Genomic DNA, 21073 nt, shown 5'->3' with positions numbered 1-21073 from the left:
TCCGGCACCTGCAACGATCCGGACGGTCATGCTGCTCGCCATTCTCTCCGATATCCACGGCAATCGCGAAGCCTTCGAGGCTGTGCTGGCGGCGGCGCGGGCAGCGGGTGCGGAGCGTTTCGTCGTGCTCGGCGATATCGTCGGCTATGGCGCCGATTCCGAATGGTGCACAGAGACGGCAAGATCCCTGGCGGAATCAGGCGCGATCGTGCTGCGCGGCAACCATGACGATGCCATCGGCAATGCCTCCGTCACAATGAACCCGACGGCGACGATGGCGCTCGAATGGACGCGCCGGCAGCTGGGCGCTGATGCCCGCGCCTTCCTCGCCGCCCTGCCCCTCAAGGCGCGCGAGGGCGACTACCTCTTCGTGCACGCCGATGCCAGCGCACCTTCCGACTGGAACTATGTGCTTGATGCCAGCGATGCCGGCCAGCATCTCGGCGCCTGCGAGGCACGCGTCAGTTTCTGCGGCCATGTGCACAAGCCCGCGCTCTATTGCACGGCACCCGGCGGCAGGGTCACGCATTTCTGTCCCGTCGCGGCGACACCGGTCCCGCTCCTTCCCCAACGCCGCTGGCTTGCCGTCATGGGCGCGGTCGGCCAACCGCGTGACGGCAATCCCTGCGCCGCCTTTGCGCTGTACGACACCGGGAGCGCCGAACTGCGTTTCCTGCGCGCAGCCTATGATATCGCGACCGCTGCGGGCAAGATTCGCGCCGCCGGCCTGCCCGTCTCGCTCGCCGAGCGGCTGTTCGAGGGCCGCTGATGGTGAAGGGGCGCCTGAAACCCGGCGAGGTGATCGACGGCTTCGTCATCGAGGATATCGCGCACAATGGCGGCATGGCGCGTATCTGGCAGGTTTCCCGGCCGGATATCGATTGCCCGATCCTGATGAAGGTGCCGGTCATCGGCGAAGGCGACGATCCCGCTGCTATCGTCGGCTTCGAAATGGAGCAGATGATCCTGCCGCGCCTCACCGGCCCGCATGTGCCGCGCTTCGTCGCCAATGGCGATTTTGCTACCCTGCCCTATATCGTCATGGAGCGCCTGCCCGGCACCTCGCTCTATCCACTGCTCGAGCGCCTGCCGCTCCCGCCGGAGGAGGTCGCCGCCATCGGCGCCAAGGTCGCCGTCGCACTCGATTCGCTGCACCGGCAGCATGTCGTGCATCTCGACCTCAAACCCTCCAACGTGATGTTCCGCGAGAGCGGCGAGACCGTGCTGATCGACTATGGCCTTGCCCGCCACATCCATCTGCCGGACCTCATGGACGAGCAGTTCCGCCTGCCCTATGGCACCGCCCCCTATATGGCGCCTGAACAGGTGCTCGGCACGCGCAGCGATTTCCGCAGCGATCTCTTCGCGCTCGGCGTCATGCTCTATTTCTTCGCGACCGGCGAACGCCCCTTCGGCGATCCGCAGCGGCTGAAGGGGCTGAAACGCCGGCTCTGGCGCGATCCGCTGCCGCCGCGCGCCCGCAATGGCGCCATTCCGCTGGCGCTGCAGGAAATCATCCTGCGCTGCCTGGAGGTAAACCCCGCCTGGCGCTATCCGAGTGCGGCACAGCTCGCGCTCGACTTGCAGGATCTGTCCGCCGTCAAGCTCACCGCGCGGGCGGAGAAGATGAAGCGCGACGCCTTCGGCACCGTGCTGCGCCGCCGCTTCAATCCCGTGCCGATCGAGACGGTCAAGCCGCAGACGGCGGAAGCGCAGCTTGCCAATGCGCCCATCGTCGCGGTCGCGATCAACCTTTCGGGTAGTACGCCGGATCTGGACGAAGCGAAGCGCCGGACCGTCGCGCGCATCATCGAGAACACGCCGGACGCCCGCATCGCCTGCCTCAACGTGCTGAAGATCAACCGCATCGCGCTCGATACCTCGCTCGACGAGGAGGGCCGCAACAAACACGTCATGCGGCTCGTCGAATTACGCGCCTGGTCGACCGGCCTGCCGACACCCGGCGGCGGCATCACCTTCCATGTGCTGGAGGCCGTCTCGCCGGCCGACGCCATCCTCGCCTATGCCCGCGAAAACTATGTCGATCACATCGTGATGGGCGCGCGCGCCGAATCGGCGATGCGCTCGATGCTCGGCAGCGTCTCCGGCGAGGTAGCGGCCCATGCGCCCTGCACCGTCACCGTGGTGCGCAACCGCACGCGCCCGGAAAACTAGGTCGCAAACTCATTGAAGCGGAGCCACGGCCGCACGAAGGCAGGCTTAACCATTGCGAGGAAGTTTTAAGCGAGCTTCTTGTAACGGTTGGCGATGCGTCGGAAGTGCTGTCGATCATCTGGATGTCCCGTCGTGGGCAGCGGTGATGGCGTCCATCATCCGATCCCATACGCCTGCCTTCCGTCACCTCACGAAGCGGTTGTAACAGGTGGGGCGAGGCCGGTAGCGTTCGGGCAGGTCGCGTCAGGGCACACCGGGCCGCAACACCTAGAAGATGTGGTTCAGCACCTGCCGGTCATCGACACGCAGCACGCCTCGTGGTCTTTTGGGCAGGAGCGGTTCGATCACACGCCACTCGAAATCGGTCAGGTCATATCGACTCATACCGACGCTGAATCAGAATTTAGCCGGATAGGAAGACTATGAGTTGGAAGTTCGATCAAGCACCGACCGTGGCCTGTATCACGTGCCAATCCGTGATCGACGGTCATCCGGTCCTCATCGTGACGCATTACGAAGACGACGGCTCCTGGGCGTTTATGAACGAGGCCTCAACCGACATGGCAATGGCGCTCGTTGTGGCTATGTCAGAGGTCATCGAACGACATCCTTACCTTGAAGAAATAGCCAGCCTTCCTCCAGGCTGGTCGGCAACACGCGTTGCCAGTGGCCAACCTTGGACGAAATACCAGGATGGCTGGGACGCACAACCATAGCCCAACGGCGTCTTCCCCGATCCGAAAGAATCCGATTTATGGATTCATCCTGAACACGACAGATTCTAGGACCGGAAACGCTTGCGATAATCGCCCGGCGTCAACCCGACGATGCGGCCAAAAACCTTCCGGAACGCGCCGGGATCGTTGTAGCCGACATCGACGGCGACGCTGTCCACCGAGCGGGTGGTGAACTGCAACAGTTCCTGCGCCTTGGCAACGCGCAGGCGCTGGCAATAATCCGAGGTTGTCAGCCCCGTCGCCTTGCGGAAACGCCGCAGAAACGTCCGCTCCTCCAGCCCCGCCTGCGCGGCCAGCACATCGATCGCGGTTTCCCGCGCCTCGTTCGCCTGAAGGAAATGCTGCACCTTGAGGATCGCCGCATCGCCATGCAGCAGACGCGGCGAGAAGGTGCTGTAATAGCGCTGCTCGCGGCCGGGCGGATCGACGACGAACTGCCGGGCGACTTCCAGCATGATCGTCGGCCCGAGAAAGCGGTCGATCAGCTTCAGCCCGAGATCGACCCAGGCCATCACGCCGCCGGCCGTGACGATATCGCCGTCCTCGCTGAGCAGCCGGTCCGTATCGACGGTCACGTCGGGAAAGCGCAGTTCGAAGGTTTCGGCGATCACCCAGTTGGTGGTGATCGTGCGGCCGGAAAGCAGGCCCGTCTCGCCAAGCACGAAGGCGCCGGCGCAGATCGAGGCGAGCTGGATGCCGGAGGCATGGCATTCGCGCAGCCAGGCGGCAAAGGGCGCCGCCTCCTCGCGCCGGATCGCATCGCCAAGCGCCGGCGGCAGCACCAGCACGGCCGGCTGCGTGGCCGCATCCGTCGCATCGCTTGCATCCGTCCGCACCGGCCTGCCGTCCTCCAGTCGCCAGTGGCTGACTCGGATTTTCGCCCCCGCCCCGCATTTCCGCTGTGCCATACGGGTCGCCGAATTGAAAAGGTCGGTCATGCCAAGCACGGCCGCCATCTGTGCGCCGGGATAGATCACCAGTCCGATTTCGGCCGAGGAGACCATGTCACTTTCACCCTTGATTATGTCGGTATCGCCAATGGCGAGAGATGGCAGGATGGCGGAAGAATGTCCATGACATCAACCGAGGAAGGATTTGCCATGAGCAAACGCGCCGTCATCATCGTCGATCTCCAGAAGGATTATCTCGCCACCGGCAGCTTCGCGCTTGAAGGCATCGACGCCGCAGCCGACAATGCCGCCCGTGTCGTCGCGGCCGCCCGCTGCCGCGGCGACACGATCGTCCATGTCCATCACGTCTCGCTGGAAGCCGATTCGCCGCTCTTCGCGCCCAACACGGATGGCATCGAGCCAATCGCCGCGGTGAAGCCGGAAGCCGGCGATACCGTCGTCATCAAGAACTACCCCAATTCCTTCCGCGACACCGTTCTTCAGGACAGGCTCAAGGCCGGCGGCATCGAGGAGGTCGTCGTCCTGGGCGCCATGAGCGACGTCTGCATCGACGCCACCGCCCGCGCCGCCGCCGATCTCGGTTATGACCTGACGGTGGTGCACGATGCCTGCGCCACGCGCGACAAGGCTTTCGGCGATTCGGTCGTGCCGGCCGCCCAGGTGCACGCCACCATCATGTCGGCGCTGGAATTCGGCTACGGCAAGGTCACGACGACGGCGGAATACCTGTCGTAAAGCGCCCTCTTTCCATCCCCTTCGTGTCCTAGCGGAGGGGAGAAACCCTGCCCGTCATTCCCCTGTCATATGACAATGGTGTTCCTTCGCGCATGAATGCACCCGGCCGCCGCCAGAAAGCGTGGCGCCTTTCGGAGACTGCGTGAATGGACATGGCCCAGGCCTTCGCCCTCGCTTCGGGCGCTCTCGTCGCGACCAATCTCGCGAGCATCCTCATTGCCGGCAGGCGGCTGGATGCCATGGGCGCGCCGCCGCCGGACCTGCGCAAGAAGCCGCCGGTCTCCATCGTCATCCCCGTTCGCGGCATCGAGAATTTTACCGGCGAAACGCTGGAGCGGGCCTTCCGTCTCTCCTGGCCGCGCTATGAGCTGCTGTTCTGCGTCGCCCAAGGCAACGATCCGATCATCCCGCTCATCGAAAAGACCGCCGCCGCCCATCCCGAAATCGAGATGCGCATCCTGATCGGCGACGACCGCATCAGCGCCAATCCGAAGCTGAACAATTGCGTGAAGGGCTGGCAGGCCGCGCGATACGACTGGGTAATCCTCGCCGATTCCAACGTGCTGATGCCGGCGGACTACATCCAGCATCTCATGGGCAGCTGGCGCAACAGCACCGGCCTCGTCTGCTCCACGCCGCTCGGCTCGCGCCCGGAGGGTTTCTGGGCGGAGGTGGAATGCATGTTCCTCAACACCCAGCAGGCGCGCTGGCAATATGCCGGCGAGGCCCTCGGGCTGGGCTTTGCGCAGGGCAAGAGCATGCTCTGGTACAAGCCGATGCTCGATGCAAACGGCGGCATCCATGCGCTGAATGCCGAAATCGCCGAAGACGCCGCCTCCACCAAACTGGTGAATCGGCTCGGCCTGAAGGTCCATCTCGTCTCCTCCCCGTTCGAGCAGCCACTCGGCCGCCGTACCGAACAGGAGATCTGGTCGCGACAGGCCCGCTGGTCGCGCCTGCGCCGCGTCACCTTCCCGAGCTTCTTCGCGCCGGAAATTCTGCTGGGCGTGCTGCCGCCGCTGCTGCTTGCGCTCGTCGCCGTGGCCCTTGGCGAGATGACGCTTCTGCCCGCCGTCCTGATGGTTCTGGCCGGCATCTACCTGCCGGAATTGGCCCTTGCGCGCTCCAAGGGCTGGCATCTGTCGCGCTGGTCCGTGCCGGCGATGATGGTGCGCGATATCATGATGCCGGCCATCTGGCTGCGCGCCTGGATCGGCGGCACCATCGACTGGCGCGGCAACACAATGACGATCGGCACCGAAGCCTGCGAACTCAAGGAAGCTCCGGCGGGCTCCTGACGCGCCTCAAGCTTTGGCGCGCAGACCGTCCAGCACGGTGCGGAAGCCGCGCACGGCGCGCTTGGACGTATCTTCCGGATCGTCCGAATTTGCGATCCAGAGCGCCGCATGGCTGCTGGCGCCATTGATCAGGCGGGCGGCGGCTTCGGTGTCGATCTCGGCCATCGTTCCCTCCGCCTTCAGCTGGTCGATGCTGCGGCTGAGTGCGGCGATACAGCCCCGGCTCGTCGGCCATTGCGAGACATCGCCCAGCACCGCCGGCCCATCGCGGAACATGATGCGCTGGATTTCCGGCTCCAGCGCCATTTCGATATAGGCGACGCATTCATCGACAAAACCTTGCCAGCGGTTGGGCGCGGCCGCCGAGATCCGGTTGAGCCGCACTGTCATCTCCGCGTCGATTTCGCGCATCACGGCCTGGAGCAGCCCCTTCTTGTCGCCGAAATGATGGTAGAGCGCGCCACGCGTCAGCCCGGCGCTTGCGGTAAAATCATCCATGGACGCATCGGCATAGCCGACCGTACCGAAGGCCCGGCGGCCGGCGGCAATCAGCTTTGCCCTTGTTTCGGCAATCATTTCCTCGCGCGGTTTGCGCATGGCATCTCCTATTCACATACGTTGCGTATTTTATTTGACATACGCCACGTATGCAACTATTTCCTGGATATACGCCACGTATGTAAGTGGTGGAACCGCCCGTTTACAGGAGCAGGCCATGTCCAACCCGTACAAGGAAATTTTCAGCGTGCCGGGAACCAAGGGGTTCTCCGCCGCCGGCTTTCTCGCCCGCCTTCCCATCGCCATGGCGCCGATCGGTATTGTCGCCATGCTGTCGCAGACCCATGGTGAATATTGGCTCGCCGGCGCCGTTTCGGCGACCTATGCGCTGACCAACGCCCTGATCGCCCCGCAGATCTCCCGCGCCGTCGATCGCTACGGCCAGTCGGCCGTGCTGACGCCGACGACCATCGTCTCCGTCGTCGCCTTCCTCACGCTGATTGCCGCTGCAAACCAGGGCTGGCCGGTCTGGACACTGTTTGCCTCCGCGCTGCTTGCCGCCGCCATGCCCAGCATGCCCGCCATGCTGCGCGCCCGCTGGACCGAACTCTTCCGCGATCGTCCGGAGCTCAACACCGCCTTCGCCTTCGAATCGGCGGCCGACGAGCTGGTCTATATTGCCGGCGCGTCGCTCTCGGTCGGCCTTGCCGTCGCACTCTTCCCGGAGGCCGGCATGCTGATCAGCACCGCCTTCCTGGCGCTCGGCACCCTCGCCTTCGTGCTGCAACGGGGAACGGAACCCACTGTCCGCCATGTCGTCGGCAGCGCGCCGCAGAAGTCGGCCATCCGCCTGCGCCCGATCCAGATCATCACGCTCGCGCTTGTCTTCGTCGGCGCCACTTTCGCCACGGCCGAAGTCAGCGCGGTCGCCATCACCAAGGATCTCGGCCAGCCGAATGCCGCAAGCCTCGTCATCGGCGTCTATGCCATCGGCTCCTTCGTCGTCGGCCTCGTGCTCGGTGCTCTGAACCCGAAACTGGCCTTGCAGAAGCAGCTGATGATCGCCGTCACCATTCTGGCGCTCACCGCCTTGCCGCTGCCCTTTGCCGGCTCGGTGCCGCTGCTCGCCGTCGCCGTCTTCGTCAGCGGCGTCGCCATCTCGCCGACCTTCATCACCGCCTTCGGCATCGTCGAACGCCGCGTGCCCGAGGCCATGCTGACGGAAGGCGTCACCTGGGTCACGACCGGTATCGGGATCGGCATGGCGCTGGGCGCTTTCGTTGCGGGATGGGCCGTCGACACATTCGGCCCGCACCACGGCTTCTGGGTCTCCGTCGTCGCCGGTGCCAGCGCTACCTTGACCATCGCGCTCGGCCAGCGCTCGCTTGCCGGCGAGGATTGCGACGGCGACGTCTGCCCGCTGCCGCAGGCCGCCGAATAGGCCCGCAAGGCCCGGCCACCGCGCCGGGCCTTCACGCTCACGGCTTGACGCCATCGTGCCGCACCGGTAACGAGCACATCAAGGTTTCAGATACCTGCCGCTCGCAGACGAAAGTCCCGGTGAAATCTGATCTTGGACGACCCCGACCCTCGAAGCATTTCGTGCGGCAGGCAATGCGAGCTCCTCCCTCCCATCGAAATGCATATGAGGAGAGCGGGATGTCGCAAGACCATTCCAACCCATTTCTGACCACGCCACTCGGCGCGCTTTTCGCCAGGACGGCCGCACCCATCGTCTTCGTCATGAGCATGAACGGGCTTCTGACCATCATGGATGCCGTGATGCTTGGCCTCTATGCCGGGCCGGAGGCCGTCGCCGCTGTCACGGCGGTCTTTCCCATCTTCATGCTGCTGGTGGCGCTTGCAACCCTCGTCGGCAGCGGTATGGCGAGCCTGCTCGCCCGTCGTCTGGGCGCGGGCGACCTGCCGGCGGCCCGCAGCGTCTTCGCCGCTGCCCACTGGCTGGCACTGGCCATCGGCGCGGCCTTCATCCTGGCCTTCCTCGCCGTTGGTCCCGCCCTCATCGCCGCCATCGCCAATGGCGCGCCGGTGCTCGAAATCTTGGCCTATCGCTATATCGCAATCGTCGTCTACTTCTCGCCGCTCCAACTGCTGCTGGCCGTCAATGTCGATGCGCTTCGCTGCGAGGGGCGCGTCGGGCTGATGGCGCTGGCGAGCCTCTTCGTCTCGCTCGCCAACCTGGCCTTCAACTATATCCTGATCGTGGGGTTCGACCTTGGCGTCACCGGCTCCGCGCTCGGAACCGTGTTGGCGCAACTCTTGGCGCTCGGCTTTCTCTTGGTGTTCAGGACTGTCGGGAAGACGAACCTGCGCCTCGCGGACATCCTGGGCAAACCGTCCCGTCTGTCCGAATCGACACGCGGCATCCTGACGCTTGGCGCACCGCAAAGCCTCGGCTTCATCGGTCTCGCGCTCGCATCCGCCGCGGTCATCGCCGCCCTGCAAATCTCGGCAGGCAGCGCATATGAAACACTGGTCACGGCCTATGGCATCGTCACCCGCATCCTGACCTTCGCCTATCTACCACTGCTCGGCATGAGCCAGGCCGTGCAGACGATCCTCGGCAACAACCATGGTGCCGGCCTGACGCAGCGCGCCAATGCGGTGCTGCGCCTCGGCCTCGTCGCCGTGCTCGTCTATTGCCTCTGCATCGAAATCCTGCTCGTCACTATGCCCGTCCAGATTGCCGGCCTGTTCGTCGCGGATGCGTCAGTCATCTCCGCGGTGACGCGCATCATGCCGATCATGGCAGCGCTCTACATCGTCTCCGGCCCGCTCATGGTCATTGCCGGCTCCTTTCAGGCGATTGGCGATGCGAAACGCGCGGCCTTGCTGAGCCTCGCAAAACCCTATCTCTTCACCATGCCGCTTGTGCTAGCCCTGACCACGCTGTTCGGAGAAAGCGGCATCTGGTTCGCCATGCCGGCGGCAGATGCGTTGCTGCTTGCCCTTACAGCCGTCACGTTACGGCAAGCAACGCGGCGCGCGGGCGCCCAATAAAAACCGCCCGGTGCTTGCGGCACCGGGCGGTTCTCAAAACGAGATTGCTACACTCAGACGAGGCGGCTCTGTTCCAGTGCCGCTTCGACGAAGCTTGCGAAGAGAGGATGCGGGTCGAGCGGGCGGCTCTTCAGTTCCGGGTGGTACTGGACGCCGATGAACCACGGATGATCCGGGTATTCCACCGTCTCCGGCAGAACGCCGTCCGGCGACATGCCGGAGAAGACAAGGCCGCAGTTTTCCAGCCGCTGCTTGTAATCGACGTTCACTTCGTAGCGGTGGCGGTGGCGCTCGGAAATGTCGGTCGAGCCGTAGATGTCGGCGATCTTCGTGCCGCCCTTCAGCGCCGCGCGATAGGCGCCGAGGCGCATCGTGCCCCCGAGGTCGCCGGCAGCGGACCGCTTTTCGAGTTCGTTGCCCTTCACCCATTCCGTCATCAGGCCGACGACGGGTTCGGCGGTCTTGCCGAATTCGGTGGAGGATGCCTTCTCGATGCCGGCGAGATTGCGCGCCGCTTCCACGACCGCCATCTGCATGCCGAAGCAGATGCCGAAATACGGCACCTTGCGCTCGCGGGCGAAGCGCGCCGCGTTGATCTTGCCTTCCGAGCCGCGCTCGCCGAAACCGCCCGGGACGAGGATGCCATGCACCTTCTCCAGATAAGGCGCCGGATCCTCCTTTTCGAAGACTTCCGACTCGATCCACTCGAGCTTGACTTTCACGTGGTTGGCGATGCCGCCGTGATACAGCGCCTCGATCAGCGACTTGTAGGCGTCCTTGAGGCCGGTGTACTTGCCGACGATGGCGATCGTCACCTCGCCCTCGGGCGTCTTGATGCGATCGGAAACCTTCTGCCAGGCGTCGAGACGCGGCTTCGGCGCCGGTTCAATACCAAAGGCGGCCAGCACCTCGTCGTCCAGGCCTTCCTTGTGATAGGCGAGCGGCACGTCGTATATCGAGGAGACGTCGAGCGCCTGGATCACGGCCGTCGCCCGCACGTTGCAGAACAGCGACAGCTTCTTCCGCTCGGCTTCCGGGATTTCGCGGTCGGCGCGCACCAGCAGGATGTCCGGGTGGATGCCCATGGCCTGCAACTCCTTGACGGAGTGCTGAGTCGGCTTGGTCTTCAGCTCGCCAGCAGCAGGGATATAGGGCATCAGCGTCAGGTGGACATAGACGGCGGTACCGCGCGGCAGATCGTTGCCGAGCTGGCGGATCGCCTCCATGAACGGCATCGCCTCGATATCACCCACCGTGCCGCCGATCTCGCAGATGACGAAATCGTAGTCGTCATTGCCTTCAGTGACGAAGTTCTTGATTTCGTTGGTGACGTGCGGAATGACCTGCACGGTCGCGCCGAGATAGTCGCCGCGGCGTTCCTTGTCGATGATGTTCTTGTAGATGCGACCGGTGGTGATGTTATCGGTCTTGGTGGCAGAGCGGCCGGTAAAGCGCTCGTAGTGGCCGAGGTCAAGGTCGGTTTCCGCACCGTCGTCGGTGACGAACACCTCACCGTGCTGCGTCGGGCTCATGGTGCCCGGATCGACATTGAGATAGGGGTCCAGCTTCCGGAGGCGGACGCGGTAACCGCGGGCCTGAAGGAGAGCTCCGAGTGCAGCGGCTGCGATGCCTTTTCCGAGGGAAGAAACCACGCCGCCTGTGATGAATACATATCGCGCCATGGGAGTCACCGGATACCTTTTCAAAATCGATTCCGCCACCGAAAAATCACCTTGCTCGTGATTTCGGAAGTCGCAATCGGCGTTTTACACAGAAGAAGGCCGGTTGGATTGATCCAACCGGCCGGTTTGTTTTTGCTTTTGCGGCTTACTGGCCGCTCGGGACGCCGGCGTTGCCGCCCGTGCCCGTGGTCGCACCACCCGTGGTGCCGGTGCCCGTCGTCGTCGTGGTGGTGCCGGTTCCGGTTGCCGCGCCGCCTTCGGTCGGAACGGCGTCGGTGCCGGTCGTCGTCGGAGTCTGGTTTGTGGTGTTCGTGTTGTTCTGCGTGCCCTGGTTCTGCTGGGTGCCTTCGGCCGGCTTCTGACCGCCGAGGGAATCGAGAACGCCGCCGGTGCCCGTCGTGCCGGGAATACGGTCGAGAATGTCGGTCGGCTGCGATTCCCAGCGGGCGATGATGCCCATGCCGAGCGCGAGTACGAAGAACAGCGTTGCGAGGATCGCCGTGGTGCGCGTCAGGGCATTGGCCGTGCCGCGTGCCGACATGAAGCCGGAGCCGCCGCCGATGCCGAGGCCGCCGCCTTCCGAGCGCTGGATCAGCACGACGCCGATCAGCGCGACGACGACCATGAGATAGATGACGAGCAAGATGGTCTGCATGTTTAAGGATCCCGGCCAGACGGCCCAAAATTCAGGTTTGCGGCTCAATATACCAAGCCGTGCGCCATTCCAAGCCCTTCCCGCCAATCCGCCCGCCCTTTTGCTCGGGCAGGCGAACGATCAAAGCGGGTGTCAGGCCGTCAGCGCTTCGTATGCGCGGTAGATGGCAAGGAAGTCGTCGGATTTCAAGCTTGCGCCGCCGATCAGCGCGCCGTCGACATTGGCGACGCCCATCAACTCCTTCGCGTTGCCGGGCTTGACCGAACCGCCATAGAGGATGCGCATCGTGGCGCCCTCGCCCGCAAACCGGCTCTTGAGTTCGGCACGCATGAAGGCATGCGCCTCCGCCACATCATCGGCCGTCGGCGTAAGCCCCGTGCCGATCGCCCAGACGGGCTCATAGGCGATGACCGTGTTTTCCGCCGTCGCACCATCCGGAACGGAACCGTCGAGCTGCGTCTTCAAGACATCCAGCGTCTTGCCGACCTTGCGCTCGTCGCCGGTCTCTCCGATGCAGACGATGGCGACGAGGTCGTTCGCATGGGCGGTTTCCGCCTTGGCGCGCACCAGGGCGTCGCTCTCCTTGTGGTCGGTGCGGCGTTCGGAATGGCCGACGATGACATGGGTGCCGAAGCAATCGGCGATCATTTCGGCCGAGATATCGCCGGTATGGGCGCCGGACGCCTTTTCATGGCAATCCTGCGCACCGATCTGCAACGGGCTGTCGGTGCACAGCGCCGTCGCCACATAAAGCAAGGTTGCCGGCGGGCAGATCAGCGTCTCGACTTTTTCGGAAAGCGGTCCCATCACGCCTTCGGCCATCGCCTTGATCTGGTCGAGCGATGCGCGCGTGCCGTTCATCTTCCAGTTTCCGGCAACAAGCGGGGTTACGTCCGGTGTCATGAGGCCTCCCTATCCCTAAAATTCCATCGGCTTGCGGCGTAGCAAATCGAAGCCCCCAAGAAAAGCCGTCCCGTAGCCAAGCGAATTCGAATATGCATAGGATATGATCCGTCCTTGCTCATATCGCGATCGGCGCATGAGGAAGGCGAAAGGGGCACATGCTTCCCTCGAGACTGGTCATCCTCCTCTTCCTGACGGTGCTGCTTTCGGCCGGCAGCGCCGGCGCACAGGATTCGTCCTCCGCCGGCGGCCAGACGCGCGGTCTGATGCCTATCAAGACCGGGGTGGACAAGATCACCGCCGGCGACACGCTGACGGTGCCCGCCGCCTCCTTCAAGCGCATGGCGCTGGTCATTGGCATGTCCGCCTACACCTCGATCTCGCCGCTGAAGAACACCGTCTCCGATGCCCGCGCCATCGCCGACATGCTGCAACGACTTGGCTTCACGGTCGATCTCGCCGTCGATATTCCGCTCGTTCAGATGCAGGAAACGATCACAGCCTTTTCGCGCAAGGTGGAAACCGCCGATATCGCGCTTGTCTACTATGCTGGCCATGGCGTAGAGGCGGCCGGCGAAAACTACCTCGTGCCGATTGATATAAAGGTCGATGACCCCGCGAAAATCCCCGATCAGGCTGTCAGTCTTTCATCGGTGCTGCGCAGCGTGGAACGTGCGCGAAAACTGCGCGTCGTCATTCTCGATTCCTGCCGCAACAATCCCTTCCCGACACTGGCCGGCGTGGTGGCGGCCAATGGTGCGATGCTCGGCGGCAATGGTCTAGCAGCACCGGATCCGTCACGTGGCATGCTGGTGATCTACGCGGCCGAAGGCGGCAAGGTGGCGCTGGACGGCGACGGCGAGCACAGCCCTTTTGCCACCGCGATCCTCGAAAACCTGGCCAGGCCGAATGTCGAGATCGGCCTCGTCTTCCGTCAGGTTCGCGACCGCGTCATGTCGCTGACGGCCAATCGCCAGCAGCCGTATTTCTACGGCTCCCTGTCGGGCGCGCCCTATTTCCTGGCCGGCGAGGATGCCGCCATCGCTGATAGCGGCGACAAGGCCTCGCAGTGGCAGGCGCTGAAGCCCGATCAGGAGGTGCAGCTCGCCGCTCTGGCCGGCGAAGGCAATACCCGCGCCATGCTCGGCCTCGGCTACATGGCGCTGACGCCGGATACGAAAAAATTCCAGCCCGAAAAAGCCTTCGAATTTTTCCGCAAGGCCGCGGATGCCGGCGATGCCGAAGCGATGTTCGAACTCGGCAAACTTTATGAAAAGGGCATCGGCACGGCGCAGAACGTGCCGGCAGCGATCAAGCTCTACCAGCAGGCCGCCGATCTCGGTTTCGCCGATGCGATCAACGACCTCGGCTTCCTCTATTACCAGGGCGCTGAGGGACTGCCGCGCAATCCGAAAAAGGCCGTCGAACTTTTCATCCGCGCCGCCGACCTGCGCCACCCGCAGGCGATGTTCAACGTCGCGGCGCTGATCGACGACGGGCTGGTGCCGGGCAAGACACCACAGGATGCGGCCAACTATCTCTACCAGGCGCTGCGCTCCGGCGTGGACGACGTTCTTCAGCAGCTCTCCACGCGTCCAACCATGTTCAAGCAGGAAACGCGCAAGGCGCTGCAAGCCGCACTCAGCCGCAACAAATTTTACAAGGGCACCATCGACGGCGATATCGGCGCAGGTACCCAGCGCAGCATGCGCATGGCCTTCGGCGACCCGGAGTAACAACAGGAGAAAGGCATGATCAAAGCTGCTTATCTGCGTTCGTTCCACGCGGCGCTGCTGGCGGGGGCACTCACCCTCACCGCAATCCCCGATGTTCTGGGGCAGACGAGTCCCGGCCGTGGCTCGACGGCCTCGCAAACCAGCAGCGACGCCACCTCGACCGCCGTTGCCGTGCCGACGGACTATCTCACATCCTCGATTGTCAGGAACATCAACGGCGCACGCGCCGAATGCGCCGGCTATGATCCCGTCTATCGCATCGACTGTCTGCGCCAGCGCTTGGCCGACATCGCCCAACGCATCCCGGCTGGGCCGGCCTATGCGGAAGCGCGCCAGATCATCAGCCGCGCATCCAGTAAACTGGGTCGCATCCAGGCCGGCATCACCGATGCAAAGGCGCCGCGCCAGCGCTCGCGGGCCAATCCCCGGCTCAAGCAGACGAAGATTTATGCCGCGGTCAAGCGGGAAAAGCTGAGCAAGGCGATGGAGCAGGCGCGGCAGGTGATTGAGGAAGCATCGACGCAATTGCTGCGCGCCGCCGAAAACTCGGAAAAACGCGCCAGCCATTATCAGCAGATCGCCGCGGCGCTCGATTCGACGAAGGTGCTTCTGCGCTCGTGAAACCTTATTGAGAAAACACCCAGTTCAGCGTTTCGCGCCAGTCGGTCATGCGCACCGGCGTGCCGTGGCCGCCGGTTTGGAACAGCACGAAGCGCGTCGGAATGCCGGCCTTGCGCAGCTTGCGGAACACCGCGATCTGGTCGTTGGCCGCATAGACGCTGTCGCTGTCGCCATGGGTGAAGACAACCGGCAGCTTCGCCTTGAAGGCCGGCGTCTTCGCATAGTCGCCATCCGCCGCACCGCCCATCAGCACCATGCCGGACAGGCTTTTGACGGCAACGGGATCGCGCACGACGCGGGCGCAGATGAAGCTGCCCATCGAGGCACAGGCGAGGATGACAGGCGCCTCCGGCGAGAGCGCCTTGGCATGCAGGATCAGGCCTGAAATGCGCGCCGCCCCCGCATCGTCGAAGGATGGCACGCTCGGTGCATAATAGACACCGCCGCCGCGCACTGCGAGGTTCTTCAGCCGGTTGAAATTGCCGCCGAAACTCCAGTCGTTGCTGCCGAGCCGCCGGTCGCCGCCGCGCCCGTGGATGAAGATGACCGTGAAGGCCGCCCCCTCGCCCTTGCCGGTCATCGTCACGTCTATCGGCCCCGCCGGCGTGTCGATCGTCGCATTCTGCTGCGCCTTCTTCACCGCGGTCGAGACATAGGGCGATTTCACCCGGCGTTCCGGCACCTGGTCGCGCCCGTTGATATCGCGCATCTCCTGGTAATCGACGACCCGGAGCGCGCCATCATCCGTCGTCTCGACCACCGTGCCATAGGCGAACAATTCGTCCTTCCACGGCTGGAGCGTCACCGCCACCGCATCCTGAACGGCCATGCAGGCGAAGAGCGCGGCGAAAACCAGCCTTCTCAGGCAATGAACTGTGGACTGACGCATGAACGGCGGCTCCTTGAGGCTCGCGATACTTGCCATCCACCCGCCCGCAACGCAATCCTTGGCGAGCGGTTGGCGCGGCTTGACGACCGACGGATACGGGGATGCCGCCTTGAAGCGGCAAAGGATGAGACAGGACGGCCGTCCGGCGAAAGCCCGGCGTTGCCCTGCTGCCATCGCGAAATTTCCCGAAATCTGGCAGAGTCGCAGGTGATTCGCCGACCATCCCTTTTGCGCCAGACGCCGATCCCCCAGGGATCGGCGGGGAAAACTGGCAAACGGAACAAACTCTGAACAGCCCATGCAAGACGACAACAACGATCTCTTCGCCAACATGCCTTCCGAGCCCGAGCGCCAGCCGCCCAGGCCGGTGGAAAAGCCCGTTGCCGCAGCGCCCGAACCGGCCCGCGAGACCCGTCCGCCGCTGAGCGAGGGTTCCGGCGGCTACGACGCTTCGGCGATCCGCGTTCTCGAAGGCCTCGAGCCGGTGCGCATGCGCCCGGGCATGTATATCGGCGGCACGGACGAGAAGGCGCTGCACCACCTCTTCGCCGAAGTCATCGACAACTCGATGGACGAGGCCGTGGCCGGCCACGCCAATTTCATCGACGTCAATCTCGACGCCGAGGGTTTTCTGACGGTCACCGACAACGGCCGCGGCATCCCGGTGGAAAACCACCCGCAGATGCCGGGCAAGTCCACGCTCGAAGTCATCCTCACGGTGCTGCATGCCGGCGGCAAGTTCGACGGCAAGGCCTATGAGACCTCGGGTGGTCTGCACGGCGTGGGCGTCTCCGTCGTCAACGCGCTCTCCGATCAGCTGGAAGTCGAGGTTGCGCGCAACAAGAAGCTTTATCGCCAACGCTTTTCGCGCGGCAAGCCGGTCGGCGGGCTCGAAGAGCTCGGCGACGTGCACAACCGTCGCGGCACCAAGGTGCGCTTCCATCCCGACCCGGAGATCTTTGGAGCGCATGCCCGTTTCGATCCGGCGCGCGTCTTCCGCATGGCCCGCTCGAAAGCCTATCTGTTCGGCGGTGTCGAAATCCGCTGGAGCTGCGACCCGTCGCTGCTGCCCGAGGGTTCGGAAACGCCGGAAAAGGCCGTCTTCCATTTCCCCGGCGGCCTGAAGGACTATCTGCAGGCGACGCTCGGCAAGGAATATACCGTCACCCGCGAAATCTTCGCCGGCAAGAGCGAGAAGTCCGGCGGCCACGGCTCGCTGGAATGGGCCGTCACCTGGTATGGCGGCGATTCGCTGATCCACTCTTATTGCAACACCATCCCGACGGCCGATGGCGGCACGCACGAGGCGGGCCTGCGCATCGCGCTCACCAAGGGCCTGAAGAACTACGCGGAGCTGACGCAGAACAAGCGCGCCAAGGACATCACCACCGACGACGTGATGATCTCGGCGGTCGGCATGCTCTCGGTCTTCATTCGCGAGCCGGAGTTCGTCGGCCAGACGAAGGACAAGCTTGCCTCGGTCGAGGCGCAGCGCATCGTCGAAAACGCGTTGCGCGATCCCTTCGACCACTATCTGGCCGATAACCCAGCCGAAGCGGCGAAGCTGCTCGAATGGGTGATAGAGCGCGCGGAAGAGCGCATGCGCCGCCGCAAAGAAAAGGAAGTCTCCCGCAAGACGGCGGTGCGCAAGCTGCGCCTGCCCGGCAAGCTCGCCGATTGCTCGCAGAACTCCGCCGAGGGTGCCGAACTCTTCATCGTCGAGGGCGATTCGGCAGGCGGCTCCGCCAAGCAGGCGCGTAACCGAGCCAACCAGGCGATCCTGCCGCTCCGCGGCAAAATCCTCAACGTCGCCAGCGCCGGCCGCGAAAAGCTCGGCGCCAACCAGCTGATCTCCGATCTCGTGCAGGCGCTCGGCTGCGGCACGCGCACGAAATATCGTGAGGAAGACCTTCGCTACGAGCGCGTCATCATCATGACCGATGCCGACGTCGACGGCGCGCATATCGCCTCGCTGCTCATCACCTTCTTCTATCAGGAGATGCCCGACCTCATCCGCGGCGGCCATCTCTACCTCGCGGTACCGCCGCTCTACCGTCTCAGCCAGGGCGGCAAGACGCTCTATGCCCGCGACGATGGCCACCGCGAGGAATTGATGCGCACCGAGTTCAACGGCCGCGGCAAGGTCGAAATCGGCCGTTTCAAGGGCCTCGGAGAGATGCTGCCGGCGCAGCTCAAGGAAACGACGATGGACCCGGCCAAGCGCACCATCCTCAACGTCATGATCGACGACGTCGACTTCGAGGGCACGCGCACGGCCGTCGACGACCTGATGGGCACCAAGCCGGAGGCCCGCTTCCGCTTCATCCAGGAGCGCGCCGTCTTCGCCGACAACCTCGACATCTGACGGGGTTGTGGCCGGGCCGGCGCCTTATTTTCGCAGCAATGGCCACCTCTAACCGGCATCGTTCAATGCGAAAGGGACAGCCATGAAAGCAGCGCTCATCGTCATGACGATCATGGGCTGCGACGACAGCGCGACCCAGTGCCACTATATCGATACGGTGCCGAAGAGCTGGCAGACCGTAGCGCTGTGCGACGCCCAGGCCGAGACCTATATCAACCGGCATCAGGACAAGAACTATCCTGTTATAGTCGCGGTCTGCGAAAGCAACAACGACCGCATGACCGCCGATGTGGCCAATCCGCAACCGGAGGCAAAGCCGGCGGAAACGGCCGCGCAGGCCGAAATCCCCGTGCCTGAGGAGACGGCGGAAGCGCGGCAAGGCCTTGCGGCCCGCACCCTGAATTTCGTCAAGAAGGCCATTCCGGACGCCGCCTCCCTGAAGGCCGCGGTCGTCAAGCCCGTGCGCTACGCCGAGGACGGCTATAGCTGGGTCATAAAGCGCTTCGCCGATTAAGCCGCTTCCCGCGACGCGATGAGCGCATAGCTGCGCGCCGTCTGCCGCTGTTCGGCGATCGCCAGCCGCTCGACCAGTTCCAGCATGGATTGGCAGGCCGCATTGCCGGCGGCACGTGCCCGCGACAGAAGCAGTTCGGACACGGAAACATCGCTCTCCCCGCCCTTCGCCTCACGTCGCCAGAGCAGGGTCGCCTCGGTGAAGAGCGCGCTGATATCCCGGCCGAGCCCCGCCGTTTCGTAGAGCGCACGCACGGCCACCTCACGGCCGTCGGAGAGTATGGAGCGGACCCGCCGCTCTGCCTGCCCGGAAAGATTGGTGATGGCGGCGGCGAAAAATTCCACGCGGCCGGTGCACAGCGCATGCATCAGGAAAACCGGGGTCAGGCGTCCGGTGAGGCGCAGATGTTCGACGAGATCAGGCATTTCCATCGCCGTCACATTCGTCACCATGCCGATCGTCGCCACATCGCAGGCCTCGCGGGTGATGCGCTCGACTCGGTTTTCGCCGATTGCCGCCTGGATGAGCCCGAAACCGGCCAGCGCCGTGCCGATTTTCTCCACCAATGCCTGGCGTGCATCGCTGGGCAGGTCGTCGCGATCGAGCAGCAGCGCGCGGATCTCCGCGTCGTCGCCGAGACGCTCGGCAATGCGGCACAGGCTGCGGCGCGACAGCACCGCGCCTTCGTTCTCGAGCAGCGCCAGCACGTCGGGCGCTTCGCCGATCTCCGCCATGGCGGCGCAGACGGCGCGCGAAACATAGCTGCGGTGGGCAATCAGCATGCGCGTCGCATCGCTGCCCTTGGCGGCGAGATCGACGAGATCGGCGTCCGTCAGCAGAGACGAACACAGGATGATCCGGGCGGCGATTTCCGGCTGGTCTTCGGCGAGCGGCAGGATGACTGCGCGCGGCGCATCCTCGCAGTCGGCAAGTGCCTCGGCCAGGGCCAGCCGCACTTTCGGCGCCGGGTCGTCGAGCAGGAATATCATCGCCATTTCGGCGGCACGACGATCGTCGGGCGCGATGCGCGCCTTTGCGTAAGCCTTCGCCAACACACTGGCAGCCTTCGCCCTGTCGGCTGCCCGCGCGGTCTCGACCCAACGGAGAAAAGCATGAACGATCAAAGGACGCCCCAAACGCCTGCACTACGCTACTGAAAACACGCTAGCGCCAAAGTGTTTAAGATTAGTTCACCATATCCATTAACCGGGCGGTCATTGCCAAAGGTGGCCGCGAAGCCCTATGAAAAGCCATGACACCGCTGCCCCACGCCTTGTTCGCCCTCCCTCCCGAGCATGCGATCCCCGCCGACCGGCGCGGCGTGCTGGTCCCCGCCGCGCGGATCGGTGAAGCGGAGATCCATGGCGCCATCGTCGTAGTCGAGACCGACTCGGATATCGCGACGCTGCAAAAAGCCCTCGCCGCCGGCGCCGCCATGATCGCGCTCGCCGGCTGCCGCACCGGCGCCGATCTCCAGCGCCTCGCCACATTGCTGTCGGTCGCCGAAGCGGAGGTTGGTTGCCCGGAAGGCAGCACATCGATTCTTGCCATGACCGACGGCATCCTCCCGGCCCCGGGCGCACGGGAAGGCCTTGCGGGGAAAACGAAGCGCCTCGCCGGCCTGGTGTGGGACCAGAAATGCCTTGTCTCGACGCTCGGTGCGACATGGACACGAACGCAATCCGGCGAATGGCTCCCTGCTTTCTCCACCGCTCGCGCTGCCACGCTGTTAACTGCGGCAGCAGCCGCCGTGCCCGCCTACGATTCGGCTTTTGACCTTGACGATGAAGCTTTTGCCCGGGCGTACAAACTGTCCCCTGGCGAAGGCTTCTTCGGCCTGATCACCGCCACGGCAGCACAGACCGCATTCGAAGGACGATAGGCACGGCGTCGCTTGCCCGTCTTTACGCCGCGTCATCATCCCCTGCATTTTCCCCACCCCTCAAATTTGTGCTTACAATCCTCCCATCCCGCCGCGGATACACTGCCAGGCGTGGCAGCGAGGCGGGATCGGCGCGGGGTGTGGGGAAGAGACGCAAGACCTCACGCACCGGGCCTGCGGAAAATGGTCTCCCTCCGGCGACATGGGGGAAGCGATGGGGTGTCGGACCAGCCCTGTCGTTTCATGCCCCAGACGGCGCGCCGGATGTGTCTGTGCGGCACGCAAGGAGGCCGGGACTGGCGGATGCGTCGGCATCGTCCGCCGGATGGGAACACGCTGGAAGGTGAAAACCTTCCGTCGCGATCGCCAGAGCGTGTGGTCGCGATGTCAAAACGGCGCTGTTCCCTTCCGGAAACCGGCGAACGACATCCGCCATCCCGGCCTTTGCAGA

General features: G+C 64.3%; 19 protein-coding genes and 1 pseudogene. 12 read left to right on the top strand and 8 right to left on the bottom strand.

What is annotated here, in order from left to right; genetic code table 11:
• Nucleotides 1-28 precede the first annotated feature (28 nt).
• Together D0Y60_RS16430 and D0Y60_RS16425 are read left to right on the top strand one after the other, a co-directional pair.
• On the top strand, nucleotides 29-769 hold the full coding sequence (locus D0Y60_RS16430) for a metallophosphoesterase family protein (protein WP_117371186.1): 741 nt from the start codon (nucleotides 29-31) through the stop codon (nucleotides 767-769).
• On the top strand, nucleotides 769-2175 hold the full coding sequence (locus tag D0Y60_RS16425; RefSeq protein WP_117371047.1) for a bifunctional serine/threonine-protein kinase/universal stress protein: 1407 nt from the start codon (nucleotides 769-771) through the stop codon (nucleotides 2173-2175). Before D0Y60_RS16430 ends, D0Y60_RS16425 begins: the two co-directional genes overlap by 1 nt.
• Before the next feature lie 117 nt (nucleotides 2176-2292).
• On the opposite strand, the pseudogene D0Y60_RS16420 reads toward D0Y60_RS16425, so the two are convergent.
• Nucleotides 2293-2559 (bottom strand): annotated as a pseudogene (locus D0Y60_RS16420) (transposase); the annotation flags it as partial.
• Between the two features lie 38 nt (nucleotides 2560-2597).
• Here D0Y60_RS16420 and D0Y60_RS16415 point away from each other — a divergent pair.
• On the top strand, nucleotides 2598-2891 hold the full coding sequence (locus D0Y60_RS16415) for a hypothetical protein (protein WP_117371046.1): 294 nt from the start codon (nucleotides 2598-2600) through the stop codon (nucleotides 2889-2891).
• Nucleotides 2892-2956: 65 nt separating this feature from the next.
• On the opposite strand, the gene D0Y60_RS16410 is transcribed toward D0Y60_RS16415, so the two are convergent.
• The gene (locus D0Y60_RS16410; RefSeq protein ID WP_117371045.1) at nucleotides 2957-3916 is read right to left on the bottom strand and encodes a GlxA family transcriptional regulator; all 960 of its coding nucleotides are present in this window, start codon (nucleotides 3914-3916) and stop codon (nucleotides 2957-2959) included.
• Nucleotides 3917-4012: 96 nt separating this feature from the next.
• On the opposite strand from D0Y60_RS16410, the gene D0Y60_RS16405 reads away from it, so the two are divergent.
• Together D0Y60_RS16405 and D0Y60_RS16400 are read left to right on the top strand one after the other, a co-directional pair.
• Nucleotides 4013-4558 (top strand): isochorismatase family protein, encoded by a 546-nt coding sequence (locus tag D0Y60_RS16405; RefSeq protein ID WP_117371185.1) that lies wholly within the window; start codon nucleotides 4013-4015, stop codon nucleotides 4556-4558.
• A 146-nt stretch (nucleotides 4559-4704) separates the two neighbouring features.
• A complete protein-coding gene (locus D0Y60_RS16400) occupies nucleotides 4705-5856 on the top strand; it encodes a ceramide glucosyltransferase (RefSeq protein ID WP_117371044.1) in 1152 nt (383 codons plus the stop codon).
• A gap of 6 nt (nucleotides 5857-5862) precedes the next feature.
• Here D0Y60_RS16400 and D0Y60_RS16395 read toward each other — a convergent pair whose 3' ends face one another.
• The gene (locus D0Y60_RS16395; protein ID WP_117371043.1) at nucleotides 5863-6453 is read right to left on the bottom strand and encodes a TetR/AcrR family transcriptional regulator; all 591 of its coding nucleotides are present in this window, start codon (nucleotides 6451-6453) and stop codon (nucleotides 5863-5865) included.
• Nucleotides 6454-6571: 118 nt separating this feature from the next.
• On the opposite strand from D0Y60_RS16395, the gene D0Y60_RS16390 reads away from it, so the two are divergent.
• Both D0Y60_RS16390 and D0Y60_RS16385 read left to right on the top strand, forming a co-directional pair.
• Nucleotides 6572-7795, top strand: coding sequence for an MFS transporter (locus D0Y60_RS16390; protein ID WP_117371042.1), 1224 nt, complete (start codon nucleotides 6572-6574; stop codon nucleotides 7793-7795).
• A gap of 218 nt (nucleotides 7796-8013) precedes the next feature.
• Complete coding sequence (locus D0Y60_RS16385) at nucleotides 8014-9375, top strand: MATE family efflux transporter (RefSeq protein WP_117371041.1); 1362 nt, start codon at nucleotides 8014-8016, stop codon at nucleotides 9373-9375.
• 53 nt (nucleotides 9376-9428) lie between these two features.
• Here D0Y60_RS16385 and D0Y60_RS16380 read toward each other — a convergent pair whose 3' ends face one another.
• The 3 genes from D0Y60_RS16380 to tpiA form a co-directional block, all read right to left on the bottom strand.
• The gene (locus D0Y60_RS16380; protein WP_117371040.1) at nucleotides 9429-11057 is read right to left on the bottom strand and encodes a CTP synthase; all 1629 of its coding nucleotides are present in this window, start codon (nucleotides 11055-11057) and stop codon (nucleotides 9429-9431) included.
• A 145-nt stretch (nucleotides 11058-11202) separates the two neighbouring features.
• A complete protein-coding gene (gene secG / locus D0Y60_RS16375) occupies nucleotides 11203-11712 on the bottom strand; it encodes a preprotein translocase subunit SecG (RefSeq protein ID WP_117371039.1) in 510 nt (169 codons plus the stop codon).
• A 132-nt stretch (nucleotides 11713-11844) separates the two neighbouring features.
• Nucleotides 11845-12615 (bottom strand): triose-phosphate isomerase, encoded by a 771-nt coding sequence (gene tpiA / locus D0Y60_RS16370; protein WP_117371038.1) that lies wholly within the window; start codon nucleotides 12613-12615, stop codon nucleotides 11845-11847.
• Between the two features lie 158 nt (nucleotides 12616-12773).
• On the opposite strand from tpiA, the gene D0Y60_RS16365 reads away from it, so the two are divergent.
• Together D0Y60_RS16365 and D0Y60_RS16360 are read left to right on the top strand one after the other, a co-directional pair.
• The gene (locus D0Y60_RS16365; protein ID WP_199564216.1) at nucleotides 12774-14351 is read left to right on the top strand and encodes a caspase family protein; all 1578 of its coding nucleotides are present in this window, start codon (nucleotides 12774-12776) and stop codon (nucleotides 14349-14351) included.
• Nucleotides 14352-14366: 15 nt separating this feature from the next.
• Nucleotides 14367-14972 (top strand): hypothetical protein, encoded by a 606-nt coding sequence (locus D0Y60_RS16360; RefSeq protein ID WP_117371037.1) that lies wholly within the window; start codon nucleotides 14367-14369, stop codon nucleotides 14970-14972.
• 4 nt (nucleotides 14973-14976) lie between these two features.
• Here the strand turns inward: D0Y60_RS16360 and D0Y60_RS16355 are convergent, their stop codons facing one another.
• Entirely contained in the window at nucleotides 14977-15861 is an 885-nt protein-coding gene (locus tag D0Y60_RS16355) for an alpha/beta hydrolase (protein WP_117371183.1), read from the bottom strand.
• A 298-nt stretch (nucleotides 15862-16159) separates the two neighbouring features.
• Between D0Y60_RS16355 and parE the strand changes: the two genes are divergently transcribed.
• Nucleotides 16160-18226, top strand: a complete 2067-nt coding sequence (gene parE, locus D0Y60_RS16350) for a DNA topoisomerase IV subunit B (protein WP_117371036.1) — start codon at nucleotides 16160-16162, stop codon at nucleotides 18224-18226.
• A gap of 82 nt (nucleotides 18227-18308) precedes the next feature.
• A complete protein-coding gene (locus D0Y60_RS16345; RefSeq protein ID WP_117371035.1) occupies nucleotides 18309-18740 on the top strand; it encodes a hypothetical protein in 432 nt (143 codons plus the stop codon).
• On the opposite strand, the gene D0Y60_RS16340 is transcribed toward D0Y60_RS16345, so the two are convergent.
• Nucleotides 18737-19864 (bottom strand): DUF2336 domain-containing protein, encoded by a 1128-nt coding sequence (locus D0Y60_RS16340; protein ID WP_117371034.1) that lies wholly within the window; start codon nucleotides 19862-19864, stop codon nucleotides 18737-18739. The genes D0Y60_RS16345 and D0Y60_RS16340 overlap by 4 nt on opposite strands.
• A gap of 128 nt (nucleotides 19865-19992) precedes the next feature.
• On the opposite strand from D0Y60_RS16340, the gene D0Y60_RS16335 reads away from it, so the two are divergent.
• Nucleotides 19993-20622, top strand: a complete 630-nt coding sequence (locus tag D0Y60_RS16335) for a hypothetical protein (protein WP_117371033.1) — start codon at nucleotides 19993-19995, stop codon at nucleotides 20620-20622.
• The last annotated feature ends 451 nt before the right edge of the window (nucleotides 20623-21073 follow it).

It is taken from the genome of Shinella sp. WSJ-2 (genome assembly GCF_003432075.1).
Classification (GTDB): domain Bacteria; phylum Pseudomonadota; class Alphaproteobacteria; order Rhizobiales; family Rhizobiaceae; genus Shinella.
The sequence above is the reverse complement of the archived record's forward strand: the minus strand, read 5'-3'. Positions and strand labels throughout refer to the sequence as shown.